At 61.2% G+C, this 20799-nt stretch carries 19 protein-coding genes; 11 read left to right on the plus strand and 8 right to left on the minus strand.

Going from position 1 to position 20799, the window contains the following annotated elements; translation table 11 throughout:
• Nucleotides 1-21 precede the first annotated feature (21 nt).
• The 4 genes from D0Z70_RS01455 to D0Z70_RS01470 form a co-directional block, all read right to left on the minus strand.
• Nucleotides 22-888, minus strand: a complete 867-nt coding sequence (locus tag D0Z70_RS01455; RefSeq protein ID WP_119743625.1) for a methylenetetrahydrofolate reductase — start codon at nt 886-888, stop codon at nt 22-24.
• 72 nt (nt 889-960) lie between these two features.
• Nucleotides 961-2331: an aminomethyltransferase family protein gene (locus D0Z70_RS01460; RefSeq protein ID WP_119743626.1), complete on the minus strand. Its 1371-nt coding sequence runs from the start codon at nt 2329-2331 to the stop codon at nt 961-963.
• Nucleotides 2332-2423: 92 nt separating this feature from the next.
• Complete coding sequence (locus D0Z70_RS01465; protein WP_220475611.1) at nt 2424-3131, minus strand: TetR/AcrR family transcriptional regulator; 708 nt, start codon at nt 3129-3131, stop codon at nt 2424-2426.
• 119 nt (nt 3132-3250) lie between these two features.
• Nucleotides 3251-3961, minus strand: a complete 711-nt coding sequence (locus D0Z70_RS01470; protein ID WP_119743628.1) for a 4-carboxy-4-hydroxy-2-oxoadipate aldolase/oxaloacetate decarboxylase — start codon at nt 3959-3961, stop codon at nt 3251-3253.
• A 286-nt stretch (nt 3962-4247) separates the two neighbouring features.
• Here D0Z70_RS01470 and D0Z70_RS01475 point away from each other — a divergent pair, with 286 nt between their 5' ends.
• The 4 genes from D0Z70_RS01475 to D0Z70_RS01490 all read left to right on the plus strand — a co-directional run bounded on the left by D0Z70_RS01475 (nt 4248) and on the right by D0Z70_RS01490 (nt 9365).
• Entirely contained in the window at nt 4248-6695 is a 2448-nt protein-coding gene (locus D0Z70_RS01475) for a TonB-dependent receptor (RefSeq protein WP_119743629.1), read from the plus strand.
• A gap of 63 nt (nt 6696-6758) precedes the next feature.
• Nucleotides 6759-7292 carry a cupin domain-containing protein gene (locus tag D0Z70_RS01480; RefSeq protein ID WP_119743630.1) on the plus strand — a complete coding sequence of 178 codons (534 nt, stop codon included), beginning with the start codon at nt 6759-6761 and terminating at the stop codon, nt 7290-7292.
• A gap of 243 nt (nt 7293-7535) precedes the next feature.
• Nucleotides 7536-8606: an aromatic ring-hydroxylating oxygenase subunit alpha gene (locus tag D0Z70_RS01485; protein ID WP_119743631.1), complete on the plus strand. Its 1071-nt coding sequence runs from the start codon at nt 7536-7538 to the stop codon at nt 8604-8606.
• Between the two features lie 66 nt (nt 8607-8672).
• Entirely contained in the window at nt 8673-9365 is a 693-nt protein-coding gene (locus tag D0Z70_RS01490) for a GntR family transcriptional regulator (protein WP_119743743.1), read from the plus strand.
• Nucleotides 9366-9372: 7 nt separating this feature from the next.
• Here D0Z70_RS01490 and D0Z70_RS01495 read toward each other — a convergent pair whose 3' ends face one another.
• Genes D0Z70_RS01495 through D0Z70_RS01505 form a run of 3 tightly spaced genes read right to left on the minus strand, consistent with a single transcriptional unit; the run spans nt 9373 to nt 12210 of the window.
• Nucleotides 9373-10413 (minus strand): Ldh family oxidoreductase, encoded by a 1041-nt coding sequence (locus D0Z70_RS01495; protein WP_119743632.1) that lies wholly within the window; start codon nt 10411-10413, stop codon nt 9373-9375.
• A 20-nt stretch (nt 10414-10433) separates the two neighbouring features.
• Nucleotides 10434-11315: an alpha/beta hydrolase gene (locus D0Z70_RS01500; protein ID WP_119743633.1), complete on the minus strand. Its 882-nt coding sequence runs from the start codon at nt 11313-11315 to the stop codon at nt 10434-10436.
• 52 nt (nt 11316-11367) lie between these two features.
• Nucleotides 11368-12210 carry a fumarylacetoacetate hydrolase family protein gene (locus tag D0Z70_RS01505; protein ID WP_239018770.1) on the minus strand — a complete coding sequence of 281 codons (843 nt, stop codon included), beginning with the start codon at nt 12208-12210 and terminating at the stop codon, nt 11368-11370.
• Between the two features lie 184 nt (nt 12211-12394).
• Here D0Z70_RS01505 and D0Z70_RS01510 point away from each other — a divergent pair, with 184 nt between their 5' ends.
• The 4 genes from D0Z70_RS01510 (at nt 12395) to D0Z70_RS01525 (ending at nt 15985) form a co-directional block, all read left to right on the plus strand.
• On the plus strand, nt 12395-12931 hold the full coding sequence (locus D0Z70_RS01510) for a VOC family protein (RefSeq protein ID WP_119743744.1): 537 nt from the start codon (nt 12395-12397) through the stop codon (nt 12929-12931).
• Between the two features lie 25 nt (nt 12932-12956).
• The gene (locus D0Z70_RS01515) at nt 12957-14084 is read left to right on the plus strand and encodes an alcohol dehydrogenase catalytic domain-containing protein (protein WP_239018771.1); all 1128 of its coding nucleotides are present in this window, start codon (nt 12957-12959) and stop codon (nt 14082-14084) included.
• 12 nt (nt 14085-14096) lie between these two features.
• Nucleotides 14097-14513, plus strand: coding sequence for a nuclear transport factor 2 family protein (locus D0Z70_RS01520; RefSeq protein WP_119743635.1), 417 nt, complete (start codon nt 14097-14099; stop codon nt 14511-14513).
• Nucleotides 14514-14599: 86 nt separating this feature from the next.
• Nucleotides 14600-15985, plus strand: coding sequence for an aminomethyltransferase family protein (locus D0Z70_RS01525; protein ID WP_119743636.1), 1386 nt, complete (start codon nt 14600-14602; stop codon nt 15983-15985).
• Here D0Z70_RS01525 and D0Z70_RS01530 read toward each other — a convergent pair.
• Nucleotides 15966-16898: a LysR family transcriptional regulator gene (locus D0Z70_RS01530; protein ID WP_119743637.1), complete on the minus strand. Its 933-nt coding sequence runs from the start codon at nt 16896-16898 to the stop codon at nt 15966-15968. The two genes, D0Z70_RS01525 and D0Z70_RS01530, sit on opposite strands and share 20 nt — an antisense overlap.
• Before the next feature lie 100 nt (nt 16899-16998).
• Here D0Z70_RS01530 and D0Z70_RS01535 point away from each other — a divergent pair, with 100 nt between their 5' ends.
• The 3 genes from D0Z70_RS01535 to D0Z70_RS01545 are packed head-to-tail and all read left to right on the plus strand — an operon-like array spanning nt 16999 to nt 20761.
• Nucleotides 16999-18183 (plus strand): acyl-CoA dehydrogenase, encoded by a 1185-nt coding sequence (locus D0Z70_RS01535; protein ID WP_119743638.1) that lies wholly within the window; start codon nt 16999-17001, stop codon nt 18181-18183.
• A complete protein-coding gene (locus D0Z70_RS01540) occupies nt 18183-19322 on the plus strand; it encodes a CaiB/BaiF CoA transferase family protein (RefSeq protein ID WP_119743639.1) in 1140 nt (379 codons plus the stop codon). The genes D0Z70_RS01535 and D0Z70_RS01540 overlap by 1 nt, the downstream gene beginning before the upstream one ends.
• On the plus strand, nt 19319-20761 hold the full coding sequence (locus tag D0Z70_RS01545) for an aldehyde dehydrogenase family protein (RefSeq protein WP_119743640.1): 1443 nt from the start codon (nt 19319-19321) through the stop codon (nt 20759-20761). Before D0Z70_RS01540 ends, D0Z70_RS01545 begins: the two co-directional genes overlap by 4 nt.
• Nucleotides 20762-20799 lie beyond the last annotated feature (38 nt).

The following is a 20799-nucleotide window of genomic DNA, read 5'->3' on the forward strand; positions in this document are numbered from 1 at the left end:
GTCAGGCGGGGAGGGCACGCGTCATGGCTGACGCGCGTTGATCCAGTCGGCGGTCTTGTCCAGGCCGCCGAACGGGTAGAAATGCAGCGTGACCCGGCCGCCAGCGTCGGCGGACAGGCCCGATGACAGCCTGTCCACCATCCGATCCGGTCCGCTGGTTCGCATCAGTGCGGTCAGCGACAGGCCATATTTGCGCAGCACGCTGGTCGACGCGCCGACCCCGCACCGCGCGGCAAAGGCGATCAGCTTGCGGGCCGATGTCGGCCCCGGCACGCCCAGCGCCACCGGCACGCTTATGCCCATGCCGCGCAACCGATGCAGCCAGTCGAGCATCGCGTCGGCATCGAAACCGAACTGGGTGACGATGTCCGGTGCCATGCCGCGCAAGACGATCGCGTCGATCTTGCGCGCCAGCCAGTCGTCGCAGCCATGTTGGTCCATGGCCGGATGCCCTTCCGGGTGGCCACCGATCGACACCCGGTCGATGCCGCTGGCTTCCAGCAATCCGGTCTGGATGACCGACAGCGCATCGGCAAACGGCCCGATCGGAACGTCGGCATCGCCAGCGATCACCAGCACCTGTTTCAGGTCCGCCGTCTCGGCCAGAGCCTCCAGCAGGCGCGCCAATTGCGCTTCGGACTGGATACGCCGCGCGGGCAGATGCACCTTCGGCTCTAACCCCAGCGACCGGACGTAGCCGGCGACCGCGATCCTGCTTTCCAGCGCTTCGCCGGGCAGGAAGGCGATGGCGACGCTTGTTCCGGGGACCAGATCTGCCGCCACCGCATCCAGGGCGGCACATTCCTTTATGGTCATTTCCAGCGAGTAGCCATTGAGCAACGATGGCCTGCTGGTGGCGTAGACGAGGGTCCGCTCCGTAGCAGTCATAAACGACTCCTGCGTGTGAAGGGTTGAGGCCGCCCGTTTCGAGGGGGGCGATGAGATCAGGCTTTGGCGCGATCAGGTCTGGGCGCGGTAATCGCGGCGAATATCCTCGGCGATTGGCCAGGGAGCCACGGTGCAGCCAATCGAAATCTGGCGATGGCGGTGGACCGAGGGTTTCGCCGTCCCGCCATCGGGTTCGCCCCACAGGATCGACAATTGCCCACCATGCGCGGCATGATCGGGATCGACCACCGCCACCGACAACCATGCGCGCTGGTTGACGCTGTAAAGCGGATAGGTGGAAATACCGACCAGTTGTCCGTCCTTCTCCACCCGGTCATAGGGGTGGATGGCATAGTCGGAGGATGGAAGGTCCATCCACATGCACATCTCGCCTTCTTCCATCAGGCTGGCGAAAACCTTCAGCACATCTTCTTTGCTCCACACCAGCGTGACCTTGGTGCGATGGGGCTTGTCCTTCATCGCCCACAGGGCGTCGCGACCCAGAAAATCATGCTCCCAGTGGATCAGCCGACCATAGTCGAGTTCGAACGGAGTCAGATAATAGTCGCGCACATCTTCCGGCTGGAATGATCCGCCGACCGAACAAAAGCCCTCGAAATGATGGTCGGTCAACCATTCGCGATAGGGGCGCATCTCCTCGCCATCATAAATTGCCGGGAGCGGGGCAGCCAGCCAGCCCGATTCCGCTGCGGTGATACCATAGGCGCGCCCGCCACCGCGCACCAGGTCATGTTTGCGGCCGACTTCCAGCAGCTTTGCCTCGACCCGCGCCTTGTCGGCATAAGGCCCCCAGATTTCCAGCCCCTTCGCGCCGCCCATCGCGTGGACCAGCGTGTGGGCCTTGCATCCCGCGATCGTGATTTCGCCCATGCCGAAAAAGCGGGTGGTCAGCGGTGCGCCTTCATTCACCTCTTCCAGCAGGGCCATAGCGGTCGGTCCCTGCACCTCGAAACGGTAATGGGGTCTTTCATTATTCGGATCGTAACCGCGCAGATGGTCGATATGGGTTTCGACATCATAGCCGCCGGTTTCCGCGTTAAACTGGAGCCAGTTGGGCACAACCGGTCGCCCCACCACCAGCACCTCGTCATCGGCATAGCCAAAGATGATCGCGTCGCTGATCAGATAGCCGTCCTTGTTGCAGCAGACGATCTGCTTGGCCTTGTTCGCGCCGAACCCGGCAAAATTATTGACGGCAAAATCGCTCAGCAGCCTTTTGGTATCCGGCCCCTTGATGCGCAACTCAGTCATGTGAAAGGACTGATCGAACAATATGGCGCTTTTCCGCCATGCCTGCCCTTCGTCGATCAGGTTGGAATGCATCGACTGTACCGGAAATTCGAAGGCGCCAACCTGCGCATTTTGCAGCAGCCGCGCCGGTGAACCGGCATGTTGGATCATCTGCTCAAGCGATTGAGACATCCCACTCTCCTTGTGATGCGATCATTGATCGATCGTCTGGAGATGTGAATATCAACGATTCGTCAAAATGACAATATGTTTAATTCGATTTGCTAATTGAGCAGACCGAACTCATCCGCAATACCCATTTCTGGGGCTGCACCGTGATTTGCCAGAAAGTCGAATGGGTCGGGCAGCGCTGGACTGACGCATTTTGCGATCAGCGGTTCGTTCACCCCCAGGCCGCGCAATATCTGGCCGACGACCGCTTCGGGATAGTCCTGACCCGGATCGCCCCGGACGATCGTGATCATGGCTGACAAGGTTGCGCCCATCATCAGATCCCGCCCGATATCCAGGCTTGGGATGTTGAACTGGCCGGTGATCATCCCTTCCTGGATGGATTGAGTCGCGTAACTATAGGTTTCCTCGCCGAAAATCGGCCCGCCCGCGCTCAGATTGACCATCGCCCATCCCCATTCGCGGTCGGCATAGGCCTTGTGCAGATAATAGCGCAGGGCGAAGGCGGATCGGATGGCCCCGGCCGGCACCCGGCGAATCACGGCGCGAGTCGCGTCGTTGAAATCATGACTGATGTCGAAGGTCAGCGCCTTGAACATTTCATCGACGCTGGTGAAATAATTATAGAATGTGCCGCGTGCGACATTGGCGGTCTGGCATATCTCCTCGATCCGCGCCGAACGCCCGCCTTCCTTGCCCAGCAGCTCGAACGCGGCCTTGAGAAGCGTCACGCGCGTTTTCGCGCGTCTGGCGCGCCCGATTTCGGCGCGTCTCTCCAGATTTACCTTGCTGCCAGCCACCGCCATCTCTCCGATCCCATGCACCCCACGATTAGCGCGGATATTGCCTTGCCCGCAACCTTTCCGGGCCGCTCGTGTCAATCGGCTGTTGCGCCATGTCGGCACGGGCGTCGAGTCCATCAGGGATTTTCGATATTTTCCGCGCGATGACCAGTGCGCACATAGCGTAATCCGGCGTCGTCCAACTGTTTACGCATGGCGTTGATGTCCAGACTGAGTTCGCCGCGCGCATAACACAGACGCTTTTCCTCTTCATTGGCGGCCCGCGCCAAAGCGCGGTCTAGAACGCTGGGAATTTCAAGACGCGGCACGATGCAAATGCCATCCTCATCCGCCACGACCGCGTCGCCGGGATGGATAAGTCCACCCGCGCACAGCAGCGGGAACTGGACTTCGCCCAGCGTGGCCTTGACCGTACCCTGCGCGAAGATAGCGCGGGACCAAACCGGGAAGCCCATCTCCCGCAGCGTGGCAACATCGCGCACGCCGCCGTCGATCACAAGGCCGACGATCCCCCGTGCCATGGCGGACGTGGCGAGAAGATCGCCAAAATAGCCGTCACTACAGGGGGATGTCGGGGCTACAACCAGTATATCACCCGGCTGCGCCTGTTCCAGCGCGACATGGATCATCCAATTATCCCCCGGCGCCACCGAACATGTCAGCGCCGCGCCCGCGATGGCGGCAGGAAAAAGCGGGCGCAGGGCAGGCAGGAGCAACCCGCGCCGACCCATGGCTTCATGAACGCTCGCGGCGCCCAATCTGCCCAGCTGGTCGATCGAAGCCCTGTCGCCACGTTCGATGTCGATCGCCACTTGTCCTGCCGCCATAATCCCCGCCTCACTTCCATTTGACACATATCTTCATTTGAGATACCTATCGGTATTCCAATAATGAGCGGTCCGTCAAGCAGCGAGGTCGCCAGTCAGGGAGGAAGAAGGGCTGTCAAAACAGCATTGCGCCCCGATCAGCGGCCTTCGCGCCCGCCATCGTTCAGCGCTGCGCCCCTGAATTTGGGCCGCAAAAAGCCGTTCACAAAAAATTACGAAAATTCTTGTTGCGAACTTGCTGTTGTCGTGGATATAAATTTCGAAAATAACTGTAGGGGAGAATGTCATGTTCAGAAATGCGCTTTCACTCGCGTCGGCATGCTATCTGGCTATCGCCACGCATGGCGTCGCTGCCGCGCAAGAGGCTCAGGTCGGTGCCGACCCGTCGCTTGACGCGGCGATCATCGTAACCGCCAATCGGCGTGCCCAGAATGTTCAGGATGTCGGCGCGGTGGTCGCGCAATTTTCGGGCAATGAGTTGCTGGCGCGCGGCGCAACCGATTCCACCGACATCGCCCAGCTTATTCCCGGCGTCTATGTGTCGGGTGCGTATGGCGGGCAGAGCCAGCAATATACCATCCGAGGCGTGACCCAGTCGGACTTTCTCGACACGATCGAAAATCCCGTCGCCTTCTATATCGACGATGTCTACATCACCTCCGCGCAAGGCCAGACCATGTCCTTCATGGACATTGAACGGGTCGAGGTGCTGAAGGGACCGCAGGGTACACTGTTCGGCCGCAACGCGACCGGCGGCCTCGTTCATAATGTCGTCGCCAAGCCAAAGCTGGGCATTGTCGAGGGCTATGGCAACCTGACCTATGCGCGCTTCAACGAATTGAATGCGCAGGGCGCGGTCAACCTGCCTCTGGGGGACAAGGCGGCGCTGCGTGTGTCGGGCCTGTACACGCGCATCGATAATTTCTGGAAAAATGCCTATCCCGCCGGCGCGGCAGGCAGCAAGTCGATCCTGTCCTTCGATGGACCACAAGGCAATACGCAGGGCGTTGGCGTCAGTCCTCGCGGGCAGGATCTGGGCGGAACTGAGACGGCCGCCGTCCGGGGCCAGCTGCTGTTCGAGCCGACGGAAAATCTGACGATCCGCCTGACCGGGGGCTATTCCAAGACCCGTCTTTCGACAGCGCCCTACACGCAGGAAGCGACCATCGCCATCCTCGACGCCAACGGCCGGGTCATTGGCTCCGAACGGGTCGGACCCAACGAAACGCGCATCGCGATCGGCCCCGGTGGTGCCAACGTCCCCGAATTTGTCGCGCTCGCCAATGGCGTATTCGTGCGCCCGGCTCCAGGCGGCAATTATTTCGGCTACGTGCCGCTTGACCCCGGTTCACTGACCCTGTCGGAAGATTTCGCGCGGTCCGATCATGGTCAGGTGTCGGCGCAGGTCTATGCCGGCCATGTCACCTATGATCTGGGCGGTGTGCAGTTCCATTCGGTGTCCTCCTACCAGAAATATGGCAAGGAAACCTATCTGGGTGACGGTTCGCCGGTCAACATATTGGGCTTTGCCTCCAGGTCTGACACACGCGCATGGTCGCAGGAACTGCGCCTGAGTGGCGAAAGTGATCGGGTGCAGTGGCAGGCCGGCCTTTATTATCTGGATAACAAGGTCGACGTTCTTCAGGGAATTCTGGAACCAAAGGGGTCGGCGCTGGCCAATATCCCGGCTTTCTTCGGCAATTTCCTGGCGGTCGAAGCGGGCAATGATCTGGTGGCGACAGTTGCCTTCCGTTCCAGGTCCATATCGGGCTTTGGTCAGGCGGAATTCAAACTATCCGATCAGTTCACCGTCATCGCCGGTGCGCGCTACATTTATGAGAAGCAGACCAACGCTTATCGCCATTTCAACGCCCGCAATCTTGATGACTACAGGGTGGAAGGCACCTTCGTCTCCCCCGCGTTCCAGCCCGACTTTAATAACCGCCGCTCGTTCAACCTTTGGACTGGCAAGGTGCAACTGGAATATCGTCCGGTGGACGATCTGCTCGTCTATGTCGGGGTCAATCGCGGCGTCAAAGCGGGCAATTACAACGCCCCCTTCACCTTCAGCCCGGCCGATACCGTGGCCACGGCCGACATGTCCTACGCGCCAGAGAAATTGCTGAGCTATGAGGGCGGTTTCAAGCTGACCACCGGTCCTCTCCTGCTCAATGCCTCGGCCTTCTATTATGATTATAAGGATTTTCAGGCTTACGTGTTCAACACGGCCAGCGGCGTCGTGCGGAATGTGGACTCCAAAATCTATGGTCTGGATCTGGAGGCATCGCTGCGCGCGACCGACGAACTGCGTTTCGGGGCTAATTTCGGCTATTCCCATGCAGCGATCAAGAATTTCGCTGTCGCGCCGGGCGTTCTGCGCACGGTGCGTCCGCCCTATTCGCCGCGCACGCAGATAACCGGCACGATCGATTACAGTATCCGTAGTGTTGCCGGCGGCAATGTCGCCCTCAACGCCACGGTCAGCTATGCCAGCGCGATCTACCATAATATCCGCAACTTCGAATCCCATCGCTTTGCGGGCCGCACGCTGGTCAATCTTTCGGCCTCGTGGGAAAGCGAAACCAGTGGATTGTCGCTGTCGATCTTTGGCAAAAACGTCTTTGACAAGCGTTATGGCCAGATTGGATTCGACAATACGACGGTGTTCGGTGGGCAAAACGTATCCTATGGTAAACCGGCCAGCTACGGTGCCACAATCGGCTACAAATTCTGATAATCTAAGAGGCGCGGGGCAGGCTGGTTCGGCCTGCCCCGATGCCGCCAGAGGATAGGTGCGATGCGTCGAGTCATTACCGGAGTTGTGGGCGGCAATGCGGTTTTTCTGGCCGATGGCGAACCGTCCAACCGCCACGAATATGCGGGGTGGCCGGGGCATATGACGTCCGTGATATGGGCCACGGCTGCCACGCCCGCCTTGCCGGTCAGTTTGGGGGGTGAACCAAAGCCCGGCATCGTCGTCAGCCCGGCGCCCGGCGAAACCCGGCTGATGCTCGTCCGCTTCCCGCCCGACAGCATCTTCGCCGACCCGCGTTTCGACGGGCCGGGCTATGCGGCCGAAGCGGGTGTCCACCTCAAGGGGCTGATCGACGCATTCGAACCCGACGGCAACGGGATGCACCGCACGGACAGCATTGATTATGACGTGGTGATCGATGGTGAAATCTGGCTGGAACTCGATGACGGGGTCGAAACATGCCTCAGGACGGGCGATGTCGTGGTGCAGGGCGGCACGCGCCACGCCTGGCGCAACAAAAGCGCGAAGGACGCCGTGATGCTTTTCGTGCTGGTCGGCGCGAAGCGGGCCGACTGACAATGTAGCGACACAATGTCCATCTCCAACCTCTCTGACGACCGGCGCAGGCATCTGCGCCGGTCTTTTTTCATATGAGCGACCATCCCGCCACGCGGTATGGACTTCGGGATTAATATCGAAAATATATGGAGTGTCGGGCCGGAAATGTCGCTGACATCTCTCATAAAGCCGACCTTCCCCTTGCGCGTTGTTGCGATATGCGATAATTTCGAAATAATAAGAACAGGGTGAGGTATTTGCATGTTTCCGCGTAACAGTTGGTATGTCGCAGCTATGTCGCATGAACTGGTCGATGGGGGCGTGCTGGCGCGCACCGTCTGCAACCTGCCGCTGGCGCTGTTTCGCAAAAGCGACGGCACGCTTGGCGTCGTCATCGACCAATGCCCGCATCGCCTCTATCCCCTGTCGAAAGGCACCGTCGTCGATGATGGCCTGCGGTGCGGCTATCATGGTCTGGTTTTCGGTACGGACGGGATATGCCGTGAGATTCCCAGCCAGACGGAAATCCCCGCTCGCGCCTGCGTCCGCTCCTTCCCCGTGCGGGAAGCGCATGGCCTGGTCTGGATATGGCCGGGCGATGCCGCCCTGGCGCAAAGCGCGCCGTTGCCGGCCTTCGATACCGGTCCGGGCTATCAGGCGGGTCTGGATTTCACCTGTCTTGAACCATCCGCGACCTGGGGCGTGGCCGGGCCGCACCATATCGCGATCAACGCCAATTATATGCTGGCCGTCGATAATCTGCTCGACCTGACGCACACCGCCTTCGTCCACGCGGCGACATTCGACAATGCGGGCGTTCTCGATTCCGAACGGACGATCAAGGCGCTTGGCGACCGGCAGCTGGTGGATTTCTTCGGCTTCAAGAACAGCATGTCGGCGCCGCTGCGGACCGGCTATATGCTCGACGACGCCGTGCCGTTGTTCGACAATTATCTCGAAACCTATTGGTATGCCCCCGGCATCATGATCTTGGTCCATGGCGCCGTGGCGCAAGGCGGCGATCGCGAGACGGACGGTGCCATCGTGCTGAACACCAACATCATCACGCCCGCGACGGAAACGAGCTGCCACTATTTCTGGGCGCAATCGGTCTATCGCAACCGGGGTGAAGGGAAAGTGCGCGATCTGTGGGATGTCATGACCAGAGCGGCATTTGCCGAGGATGAAGAAACGCTGCGCAATCAACAGGCTAATCTTGAAGCCTTTGGCTCGGCTTCCCTCGACGACGATGTGGCATTGGTATTAAAGGCGGACAAGGCTATTGTCCTGGCAAGAAGGATCGTGTCCCGGTTGACAAAGCTCGAAGCCTGATCCGTTCAGGCTAGCGGCGTCGCGCATCGAAGGAATTGCGGATTGAAGAACGGTTCGGAAGGCAATTTGCGTTCCCAAAGCCTGGTGGGCGGAACATTGGCGAACGATGTCCTGCATCGACTTCGCGAGGATATTATCAGCTGTATCCTCAAGCCCGGCGAAAAACTGCGGTTCGAAGCGATGAAGGATATTTACGGCGTCAGTTTTTCGACGCTGCGCGAGGCGCTGTCCCGCCTGTCGTCCGAACGGCTGGTCGTTTCGGAAGGGCAGCGCGGTTTCAAGGTCGCACCGATTTCGAGCGAGGATTTGGGCGACCTGACCAATGCGCGTGTGCTTATCGAGAAGGAATGTCTGCTGCGCGCGATGGAGCGCGGCGACGACGAATGGAAATCACGGATTCTCTCGACTTTTCACCGGCTTGACCGGCTGGAAAATGAGCTGGAAGGGCAGCGCCGCGTCACCCCGGAATGGGACCAGTTGCACGCCGAATTCCACGAGGCGCTGGTGGGCGCGTCCGCGTCGCCCACGCTGGCCGAGATCCGCGACCGGCTGTTCGAGCGATCGCGCCGCTACCGCCGCATTTCGGCGATGGTCCGCAAGACCCCGCGCGCCAAGACCGACGAGCATCGCATGATCATGGAAGCCGTGCTAAGCAACGATGTCGATCATGCGATGACCCTGATCGAGCGCCATGTCCGCGAAATTGCCCAGAATATCATGGAAAATGGCCTGGAGGTCACGCCCGTACAGGCCGCCTGAGCGCACTTCACTCAGCCAGACCTGCGGGCAGTTCCACGCCCAGACCGCGCGCGCAGTCGATCAGCCGATCGACCGTGCCAGAAGGCAGCATTATGCCGTCCCTCTCGCGCAGTCGCCGCGTTTCATACCCCCGCTCACCCGGCAGGCGGACGCGATCGAACCCCGGCGCCGGTTCCAGTCCGCCGATCGCGGCCATCAGCGCACCCACATCCTCGCGGAAAATCTGCGGATCGCCAAAGGCGCGCGGATCGATAGCTAGGACCATGCCGTTAAAGCCGCCGGCCTTGCCGCCGGTCAGGGCAGGAGCGATGGCCGGATTCCCGTTCAGCACGCTGCATAGCATTTCGATCATCAGCGACAGGCCGCTGCCCTTGGCACCCGCCATCGGCAGCAAAGCAGCGACCTTGTGCGGATCGGTGGTTTCAGCGCCATCGGCGTCGATCGCCCAGCCCAGCGGAATGGGCCGGTTGGCGTCCTTCGCACTCATCACCTTGCCCAGCGCCACCGCCGCCGTCGACATGTCCAGAATCAGGGGATCGCCGCAATCGGGCGACGGGATGCTGATCGCCAGCGGATTGGTCGACAGCGCTTCGCCCTTCGCACCGAAATAGCTCATCAACGGCTTGGATGCCGTCATCGCGATGCCGATCATGCCCGCACGGGCCACCTGTTCGACGAAATAGCCGACCGCGCCGGCGTGGCTGGTCCGCCGGACCCCGCACCAGCCCAGCCCGAACCTCGTGGCCATCGCCATCGCCTCCGTCACCGCGCGGTTCATCGCGACCGCGCCCGGTGCCATGTCGCCATCCACGACGCGAATCGCGCCAAAGGCATGGGCAATGCTGATCTGGTGGTCGGCCTTGACCTGACCCAGCGCCAGCATTTCGATGTAACGCGGAATACGCAGGACGCCATGCGAGTCGGCACCCCGCAAATTGGCCCACACCAGCAGGTCGGCCATGGCATCGGCGTCCTGATGGACAAACCCCCCGCCCGTCAGCAGAGCGGAGGCAAAACGGCGCAGGGCCGGGGCGGAAATAGCGGACATGGTTCGACTCCCTTGGCTGGTTACGCCGCGCCGATGGGCGAGGGGAAGAATTTGTCGAGCCAGCCCTTCATCATCGCCTTGGTGCGCGGCGCATCCGCTGGCGCCAGCGGGAAATGCGCGGTGGTGTCGATCAGCATCAATTCGGTCGGCTGGCCCGCTTTCTCGAACATCCGCACCGATTCGATGGTGGGGGTGATCGTATCGTTCGCCGTGTGGAACAGCAGCAGCGGGCGGGGGGCAATATTGCCGACCACATCGTCCGCCCGGAAATTCATCATCGACCAGGCCGTTTCGGTCGGAATTTCCATGATCGCCTTGGGCGACAGATTCTGGCGCAGCGCTTGCGGGATCGGCACCGCGTCGAAGCGCGACATCCACAGGCTTTCGCCTGTTTCCTGTTTGTGGCGCCGACCATTGTCGAGAATCCCCATAAACTTGTCCCAGCTTTCCTGCGTCGGATGCTGGCCCCGGAACTTGCGTTCGCCATTACCCCAGCCGCACGATGACAGGCAGCAGGCAATGCGATCATCCACACCGGCGGTATAGACGGATACGGCCGCGCCGAAACTATGGCCGGTAATACCGATCCTGCTGCCATCGACCTCCGGCCGTTTCGCCAGCCATGTCACGGCATTTTTCGCGTCGGCGACCTGATCGAAGCAGCGCACCTGCGCCCGCTCCCCTTCGCTTTCACCACAGCAACGAAAATCGAAGCGCAGCGCGACATAGCCGAAATTCTCCATCATCTCGGCCTGGATCTGGGCGTGGCTTTCATCCTTCGATCCGACAAAACCATGGCAAACAATGAAAGCGGGCAATGGCTCCCCGGCATAATGGTCAGGGACATGCAGCACGCCCGACAATGTCAGCCCATCGGATTCAAACGTAACTTTTTCCTGCATCGAACGCCTCCAGCGAATATATATCTGCATGCCCGTTTGCGGGGGGAGGGCGTTAGCCCGCATCCTGCCGCACAATATTGGTGAGGGTGCCAAGCCCCGAAATTTCGACATCCACCCTGTCGCCATCGACCAGAAATTCCGGCGGCGTGCGGGTCGATCCGAAGCCGGACGGCGTCCCCGTGGCGATGACGTCGCCCGGCGCTAATGGGGTGAAGGTCGAAAAATAGCTGACCAGCCAGGCGACATCGAAAATCATCCTGGCCATGGATATGTCCTGTTTCACCACGCCGTTGACCCGTGTGCGCAGTTCGATCGCGGCGAAATCGTCGATCTCGTCAGCGGTCGTCAGCCATGGTCCCATGCTGCCGCTGCGATGGAAATTCTTGCCCGGAATGAACTGGCTGGAATGTTTCTGCCAGTCGCGTACGCTGCCGTCATTGAAACAGCTATAGCCCGCGACATGGTCTAGCGCCTGTTCGCGCGCGATTTTATGGCCCGGCTTGCCGATGATGACGGCCAGCTCGCCTTCATAATCATATTTCTGCGACACCGCAGGTTTCAGCAGCGGTTCGCCATGCCCCACGATCGTGTCGGCAAAGCGGGTGAAGGTCAGCGGAAATTCGGGATCAGGCTTGCCCTCGCGAAAATTGGTGGCGACGCACAATATCTTGCCCGGTGCCGCAATGGGCGGCAGCAGTCGCACGGCGTGCAGCGGGATTTCCTCGCCCGAAACAGCGGTAGGCCAATTACCGCAATGGCGGGCGATATAGCCGCACAGGTCGACGGGCGCACCCGGCGTCTGGTCGAGCCGAACGACATGGTCGCCATGAACCGCGCCATAGGCTGATTGATCTGCATGGACGAAGCTTGCCAGCCGCATTGTCGAACCCTTCATCGTCTCGGCCGCGTCAGCGCCTCTTCGGCGGGTTGTAACGGCCTGCCCATCCTTTGCCTGCTGTTTTTTCGAAAATCAACCATCTAAGAGAAAATTGTGCGAATAACGCCATTCTTTGGCGTATTGGGCTTGACCTTTTTTTCGAAATAATAAATCAGGAATGATGAATGAAGCGGAGAGAGCCATGCCCAATGATCGCCCGTCGCTGGCGCACCTTGGTATTTTTGTGACCGACATCGCGCTCATGGAGCGCTTCTATACCGACGTGTTCGGCCTGCTGGTGACCGATCGCGGTGTCGGCAAAGTGTTTCGCAACCAGCTTGTTTTCCTGTCCGGCGCGCCAGACCAGCATCACCAGCTGGTCCTGTCATCCGGCAAGGCACCCGAAACACCCAGCACGGTGATGCAGCTTTCCTTCAAGGTGCCCTCGCTCGATGCCCTGCGCGCACGGCGGCAGCAGGCGCAGGATCATGGTGCAAAGGACGTGATTTGCCTCAATCATGGCAATGCCTGGTCGGTCTATTTCAACGACCCGGAAGGCAATCGCATCGAGCTCTATCTCGATACGCCCTTTCACACCCCGCAGCCCTGCGGCGAGCCGCTGGACCTCGACCTCAGCGACGACGCCATATTGCAGGAAACCCGGATTTTGATCGAGTCGCTGTCCGGCAGCATGTCCAGCGAGGCTTTTGCCGCGCACATGACCGAGCGGCTGGCTTGAACGCGATACTATAATAGACAGGAGAATGATGATGCTTCCGGCCAAGATGCGCGCCGCGCGTATGTATGATGTGGGTGCCCCCATGGTGATCGAGGAAGTCCCGACACCCCGGCCCGAAGCCCTCGATGTCATCGTCAAGGTTCATGCCTGCGGCATCGTGCCCAATCTCGGCAATGTCCTGAAAAACTGGACCAACTGGTTCCCGCGCCTGCCTTTGCCGACGTTGCCGGCCACATTCGGCCTCGATCCGGCCGGCACCATCGTGCAGGTCGGCAGCGCCGTAACGGGGCTGAAGGTCGGCGACCGCGTCTATGTCAATCCGGGCCGCGCGTGTGGCACCTGCCGGGCCTGCCGGGCTGGCAATCCCACCGGTTGCACATCCATGATCCTTCAGGGCTATTTCGGCTATTCGGAATCGTCGCAGCAGACCTTCGATCGCTACCCCTATGGCGGGCTGTGCGAATATATGGTCGCGCCCGCCAATGGCTGCATCAAATTGCCCGATAATGTGACGTGCCAGCAGGCCACGCGCCTCGGCTACACCGGGACCGGCTATTCGGCGCTGCGCAAGGGCGGGGCCGGACCCAACGTCACCACCCTGATCAACGGCGCGTCAGGGACGTTGGGGCTGCCGACGGTGATGTGCGCGCTGGCGATGGGCGCAACGAAGATTCTGGCCGTCGCGCGCAACCGCGACTTGCTCGAAGAAGTGCGCCAGCTCGCGCCGCGCCGCATCCATACCCATTCCACGCTGGACGGCCCGGTGCGGCCGTGGGCGATCGAAATGACCGATGGGGAGGGCGTGGATCTGGCCGTCGATTGCGTCGGGCCGGGCGGCACGGGCGAACAGATGCTGGAATTGTCGCGCTGCCTGCGGCGGACCGGGCTGCTCGTCAATGTGGGCGCGGTCGCCCAGCCAGTGCCGTTCAATGTCCACAAGATGATGGACTGGAATCAGGGTTTCCAGGGGTCGGTCTGGTTCACCACCGCCGAAGGCATGGACATGGCAGAGATGATCCGCGCGGGCACGCTCGATTTCGACCTGTTCCGGCAACAATCCTATCCTCTCGACAGCATCAATGACGTGCTGGCGGGAATCGAAAACCGCCATGGCGGCTTTTCCAATTTCACGGTCGTGCCCAACCCCGAATAGCGGCGCGCCACTATGCGCCGTAACACCCTGAACAAGAAGGATCAGCCCTTGACCCAGAACCGTATAGAGCGCGTGCTGGCCAATGAAGATCGGCGCTTTGCCGCCATGGCCGCCAGCGATCTCGACGAACTGGCAAACATGCTTGCCGACGACCTCCATTACACCCACGCCAATGGCATGGTAGAGGACAAGGCGGAATTCATCCGCAAGATCGCCAGTGGTGAACGGCGCTATCAGGCCGTCCGCCTGCTCGATCGCACAGTGTCGGCCCAACCCGGATTCGTCGCCATATTCGGGCAGGTGGATGTGGAGGTCATGCGCGCCTCCGGTCTTTTGACCAACCGGCTGGATTACACCGCCATCTATCGCGATGACGACGCGATCCTTTTTGCCTGGTCGGCAGTGTTCGCACTTCGAATTGAACATTAAGTCCAACTTGACATTCGGTTTAATCCGAATAAGACTCCTGTTTGAAAATTCCGAACGGAATCACATGTGGGAGAGTGACCTTGGCAATGAATTTTGGTGCCGCACAGCAACGGACTTCGCTGGAAACCCTGATCGACAATGCGGGCGGCGCGGTGCCGCTGCTGCGCGGATCGTCGATCGGGCCTTATGTTTTCCCCGGCATCCCGCCGGAATTTACCAACTGGCAGGAGGAAGTGCGCGCCTGGCACCACGGCGTCGCGCTGCTCGAACTCTCCTACCATATGGCCGAACTGCATCTGCGCGGCCCTGATGCGCTGGAATTGCTCAAGCGCGTCGCCATCAACAAATTTGATCCCTTCCGGGTGCTGCGCGGCAAGCAGGTCGTTGTCACCAGCCCCGAAGGCTATGTCATCGGCGACGCCATATTGTTTCGGGAAGAAGAGGAATTTTTCCGCGTGGTCGGCGCGCCGTTCGCCGCCGACTGGATCGAATATCAGGCATCGATCAGCGGCCTGCAGGTCGAAGCGACCCGGCATCTGTCCTGGTCAGTGGTGCAGGCGCCGCGTGACGTATTCCGTGTCCAGGTGCAGGGACCATCGGCGCTGGCGCTGATGCGCGAAGTGACGCAGGGCAGCCTGCCGGAGATTTCCTTCTTCGGCATCGGCGAATTTCAGATTGCTGGCGTCGATGTCCGTGCCCTGCGCCACGGCATGGCAGGCGAACCGGGTTTCGAAATCTATGGTCCGTGGGACAAGCAGCAGGCGGTGCGCGACGCGCTCGAAAAGGCGGGCGAAAACTACGCCATGCGCAAGGTCGGCGCTTTGGCCTATTCGACCACCGGCACGCAGTCGGGCTGGATGCCGATGCCGCTGCCTGCCATTTATGATGGCGACGGGACAAAGCCCTATCGCGAATGGCTCGATCAATATTTCCTTGAAAGCGTCGCCTCGCTCGGCGGTTCGTTCCAGTCGGACCGGATCAGCGACTATTATGTCGATCCGGTCGAACTGGGCTATGGCATGTTAGCCGATCCCAACCGCGACTTTATCGGTCGCGACGCGGTGCTGGACCGCGTTGCCAACCCCCGTCGCAAGAAGGTGAGCTTCGTGTGGAATCAGGACGATGTGATCTCGGCGCTCCAGTCCGGCCTGTTCGAAGGGCCGGAGACGCGGGCCAAATCCATCGCCATTCCCAATCCCATGTATTCCACCTTCCAATATGATGCGGTGATGAAGGGCGGCGACGTGGCCGGCATTTCGCAATGGTGCTGCCACACGCCCAACGGCCCGACCTTCCTGTCGCTTGGCACGGTCGACATCGCGCACGCCGCGCCGGGAACCGAACTCACCTTGCTCTGGGGCGATCCGGGCAGCAAACGCCGCACGGTCGAAGCCCATAATTTGCGCGAAATCCGTGTCACCGTGGCTCCGGCCCCCTATTTCGACAAGGTCATCAAGTCGGGCCAGCAATAGGATTGCGCGCCGGCGGGGACAGGTCGATCGCCCGTTCCCGCCACGCTTTCACCGCCGTTCGCACGGGCATCGGCAGGTCGGCGGCTTCAACCAAGACAAGGTCTAGCAACGCATCATAGTCCGAAATGCCCAGATAGCGGATATTGGGCAGGTCAAGCGCTGCCAGTGAAGCGGGCACCGGCGCCACGCCCATGCCCGCTGCGGCAAGGCCAATGCTGGTGATGAAGTCGGCGGTGGGGATCACATCGGGCAGAGGGAATTGCCCGATCCGTGCGATCGCCCCGATCACGTCGATCAGCCCCACCTGCTCGTGAAATTGCGGGATGATGAAGCGATAATCCCGCAACTGGGCGCATCCTATGTCGCCCCTGTCGGCCAGCGGACTGGTGTCCGCCACCGCCAGCAGCACAGCTTCGCTATGGATTGCCCATATCGACGCCCCGACCGGATAGCTTGGGCGCGGGCGAATGAAGCCGATGTCCATCCGGCCGTCGGCGATCGCCGCAATTTGTTGTGGCGATTCCATTGCTTCGGCGGCAATATCGACGTCCGGCAAATGCGCGCGCAAATGGCTGACCAATTGCGGCATCAGCCCCGTCATGATCGCGGAAAAGACGAAACCAACGCGCAGCCGTCCTGCCTCGCCTTGCAGGATTTTCTGCCCGTGCCGTTCGGTCGCTCTCAGCTCGGCCAGTAATTGCCGGGCCAATGGCAGAAATTGCGTGCCTTCGCGGGTCAGCGCAATCCGGCTGCGCTGGCCCCGCGACAACAGCCTGCCGCCCAGCTGATCCTCCAGCCGTTGCAGGCGCTTGCTGACCACCGACTGGGTGCAGCCCAGCCGGTCGGCCGCGCTGACGAAATGCTGCTCCTCCACCACGGCGACGAAGGCTTCCAGGCAATCAGGTTCCAGCATGGCTTATCAATTCCAAAATGCGATTAAAAACAGCATAGAAACCTGTTTTCTGGAATGAAACAACTATGCATCATCGGCCGCGAAAAAGGGGAGGCTTCAGGTGGCAGATATTATCGGATTTGATTGGGAAGATGCGCTCGGCCTCGATGCGGCCCTGAGCGAAGATGAACGGCTGATTGGTGCTGCGGCGCGGGCCTTTGCACAGGATCGGCTCCAGCCGCGCGTGACCGATGCGTTCGAACGGGAATATACCGATCCCGATATTTTTCGGGAAATGGGCGCGCAGGGGCTGTTGGGCCTGACCCTGCCGGAACGTTTCGGCTGTGCCAATTCGACCTATGTCGCCTATGGCCTTGTCGCTCGCGAAGTCGAGCGGGTCGATTCCGGCTACCGGTCGATGATGTCGGTCCAGTCGAGCCTCGTCATGTATCCGATTTTTGCCTATGGCTCGCCGGAGCAGGCCGACAAATATCTGCCGGGACTGGCCAGCGGTGAGCTGATCGGCTGCTTCGGCCTGACCGAACCCGATGCCGGATCGGACCCCGGCGGCATGAGGACGCGTGCCGAGAAGGTTGAAGGCGGCTATCGGCTGAACGGCAACAAGACCTGGATCAGCAACGCACCGATCGCGGATGTGTTCGTGGTCTGGGCCAAATCGGACGCGCATGGCGGTGCCATTCGCGGCTTCATCCTCGAACGCGGCATGAAGGGGCTGTCGACGCCGAAGATCGAGGGCAAGCTATCGCTGCGCGCCTCGATCACCGGCATGATCAATCTGGACGATGTGATCGTCCCCGATGACGCGCTGCTGCCCAATGTCGAGGGGCTGAAAGGGCCGTTCGGTTGCCTCAACCGGGCGCGCTATGGTATTTCGTGGGGTGCGATGGGCGCGGCCGAAGCCTGTTTTGCCGCCGCGCGCCAATATGGCCTCGACCGCAAGCAATTCGGGCGACCGCTGGCCGCGACCCAGCTCTATCAGAAGAAGCTGGCCGACATGCTGACCGAAATCACGCTCGGCCTCCATGCGTCGCTGCGGGTAGGGCGCGTCCTCGACGAAGGCAGTTTCGCGCCGGAGATCATCAGCATGGTCAAGCGCAACAATTGCGGCAAGGCGCTCGACATTGCGCGGGTCGCGCGCGACATGCACGGCGGCAACGGCATTTCCGCTGAATATCAGGTCATTCGTCACATGGTGAACCTGGAAACGGTCAACACCTATGAAGGCACGCACGATGTCCACGCCCTGATCCTGGGCCGTGCCATCACCGGCATCGCGGCCTTCTGATGGATCTGCCCCCGTTGCATGGCGTCAAGGTCGTGGAATTTGCGCGCATATTGGCCGGTCCCTGGGCTGGCCAGATCCTCGCCGATCTGGGCGCGGATGTCGTCAAGGTCGAAAGCCCCGCCGGTGACGACACCCGCCAATGGGGGCCACCCTTTATCGACAATGGCGACGGGTCGCGCGATGCGGCCTATTTCCATGCCGCCAATCGCGGCAAATCGTCGCTCGTCCTCGATTTTCGCACCGAACAGGGCCAGCAGGCCGCCCGTAATCTCGTTGCGCAGGCCGATGTGCTGATCGAAAATTTCAAGGTCGGCAATCTCGCCCAATATGGGCTGGATTATGCCAGTCTCGCCGCCATCAATCCCCGGCTGATCTACTGCTCGATCACCGGCTTCGGGCAGGACGGTCCCTATGCGCAGCGGGCGGGCTATGACTTCATCGTGCAGGGCATGAGTGGCATCATGGATCTGACCGGCGACCCGGACGGCCCGCCGCAAAAGATTGGCGTCGCCTATGCCGACATATTGACCGGCCTCTATGCCGTGATCGGCATCCAGGCCGCGCTGGCAGATCGCGCCCGCACCGGGCTTGGCCAGCAGATCGACATGGCGCTGTTCGACGTCATGACCGGCACGCTCGCCAATCAGGCAATGAACTATTTCGCGTCCGGCCTATCCCCCCGGCGGCTGGGCAATGCCCATCCCAACATCGCCCCCTATGAGGCGTTTCCGACCGCCGATAGCTGGTTCATCCTGGCTGTGGGCAATGACGCCCAGTATCAACGTTTCTGCCGCGTCGTCGGCATCGATCCGCCCGATCATCACGCCACCAATGCGCAGCGCGTGGCCGATCGCGCCGCCGTCAGCGCGATGGTGTCGGCCGCCACGCGGCAGTGGCAGCGCGACGCTCTGCTCGCCCAATTGGAGGCGCAGGGCGTTCCCGCCGGTCCGATCAACACGGTGGGTGAATGTTTCGACGATCCCCAGATCATCCATCGCGCCATGCGACAGACGATCGACCGCCCCGATGGACCGCCGGTCGCAACGGTGCGGCTGCCCATCACCTTCTCGCGATCCCCGCTCGCGCCGCCGCGTCCCTCGCCGACGCTGAACAATCATGCGAAGGACGCAGGCCAATGAGCGAGCGCCATTATATCGGCGGCACCTGGGTCGCCGGGCAGGATCATCAGCCTGACGTCAATCCCTCCGACACGCGCGATAGTGTCGGGCTTTTCCCGTCAGGCGGCGCGGCGGAAGTCGATGCCGCCGTGGCAGCCGCCACCGCCGCTGCGCCGCTTTGGGCGCGCAGCAATATCCAGCAGCGCCACGATATGCTGCGCCGGATTGCCGACGGAATCGCGGCCGCCGCGACTGAAATCGGCACCATCCTGGCGCGGGAGGAGGGCAAGCCGCTGGCCGAAGCTGTGGCCGAAGTCCAGCGCGCCAGTCAGATATTCGGCTTCTTCGCGGGCGAATGTCTGCGCCAGACCGGCGACAGGCTCGCCTCGATCCGCGATGGCGTCGATATAGAGGTGACGCGCGAGCCTGTGGGCGTGGTCGGCATCATCACGCCTTGGAATTTCCCGATCGCCATCCCCGCCTGGAAGATCGCGCCGGCGCTCGCTTATGGCAATGCGGTCCTGTTCAAGCCTGCCGACCTGACCCCTGCCACGGCGCTGTCGCTGGCCCGGATCATCGATCAGGCAGGGGTTCCGCCGGGCATATTCAACATGATTTTCGGCAAGGGGCGGGTGGTCGGCAACGCCATCCTGTCCCACCCCGGCGTCGACGCGATCAGCTTCACCGGCTCCGTCAATGTCGGCAGGACGATCGCCGCCGCCTGCGTTGCATCGTCGCCGATGAAGAAGTTTCAGCTGGAGATGGGCGGCAAGAACCCGTTCGTCATTCTCGATGATGCCGACCTCGACCTTGCTGTCTCGATCGCGGTCAACGCCGCCTATATGTCCACCGGCCAGCGTTGCACCGCGCCCGAACGGTTCATCGTCACCAATGCCATTCACGATCGCTTTGTTGCGCAACTGATCGAACGACTGCGGCACCTGAAGGTCGGCCACGCGCTTGGCTCCGACACATTTGTCGGACCAGTCGTCAGTCAGGCGCAACTAGACAGCAACCTCGCCTATGTCCAGCGCGGCTGCGACGAGGGTGCGACCCTGGCCTTTGGCGGGCATCGCGTCGCATGTGATACGCCCGGCTTCTACATGGCGCCCACCCTTTTTACCGATGCGACCAACGATATGGCGATCGCGCGCGAGGAGATTTTCGGTCCTGTCGCCTGCGTCATCCGGGCCAAGGATTATGCCTACGCCCTGGCGCTGGCCAACGACACGTCCTTCGGCCTGACCGCCGGTATCTGCACCGCCAGCCTCAAATATGCCGCTGATTTCAAACGGAACAGCCGCGCGGGCATGGTGATGGTCAATCTGCCGACGGCCGGGGTCGATTATCATGTCCCTTTTGGCGGACGCGGCAGTTCCAGCTTCGGTCCAAGGGAGCAGGGCCGCTATGCGGCGGAGTTCTACACATCGGTCAAGACCGCCTATGTTGATTCGGGGTAGCCTCCCCATGATGATCGGATGCGCCTGTCCACTCTTGC

Origin of the sequence: Sphingobium terrigena, from assembly GCF_003591655.1 — a bacterium.
Taxonomy (GTDB): domain Bacteria; phylum Pseudomonadota; class Alphaproteobacteria; order Sphingomonadales; family Sphingomonadaceae; genus Sphingobium; species Sphingobium terrigena.